This window comes from Priestia sp. SIMBA_032, assembly GCF_046535215.1.
Taxonomy (GTDB): Bacteria; Bacillota; Bacilli; order Bacillales; family Bacillaceae_H; genus Priestia; species Priestia aryabhattai.
Genome location: NZ_JAWRXD010000386.1, coordinates 1 through 303 on the forward strand (window position 1 = coordinate 1; position 303 = coordinate 303).

1 protein-coding gene is annotated in these 303 nt (G+C 32.7%); it reads right to left on the bottom strand.

The annotated features are described in order from the left end of the window. The coding region (locus tag SB717_RS34860; protein WP_410907451.1) for a tyrosine-type recombinase/integrase at positions 1–284 on the bottom strand (284 nt) is incomplete at its 3' end. Positions 285–303 lie beyond the last annotated feature (19 nt).

Consider the following 303-nt stretch of genomic DNA (forward strand, 5'->3'; position numbering starts at 1 on the left):
TAAGAGTATACCTCATCAAAAATGGAAGTAAGGTTAATTATGCGTTCTTTCTTTGTTTTTCCTTCTTTGATTTTAAATTCTTTTCTCTTTTTTCGTTTTAATTTTATTATGGTTTGTGTTTCGAGTTGGAGTAGATCACTGACACGTAATCCTGTATGGATCCCAATTAGAAAGAGAATATAGTCTCGTTTGGAACAGTGACGTTTAAGAGCCCATTTCATATCTTCGATTTGTTCTTTGCTACGGATGGGTTGGACATCAATGAGATGTGATTTTTTGTTCATAGATTTTGACCTCTTTATT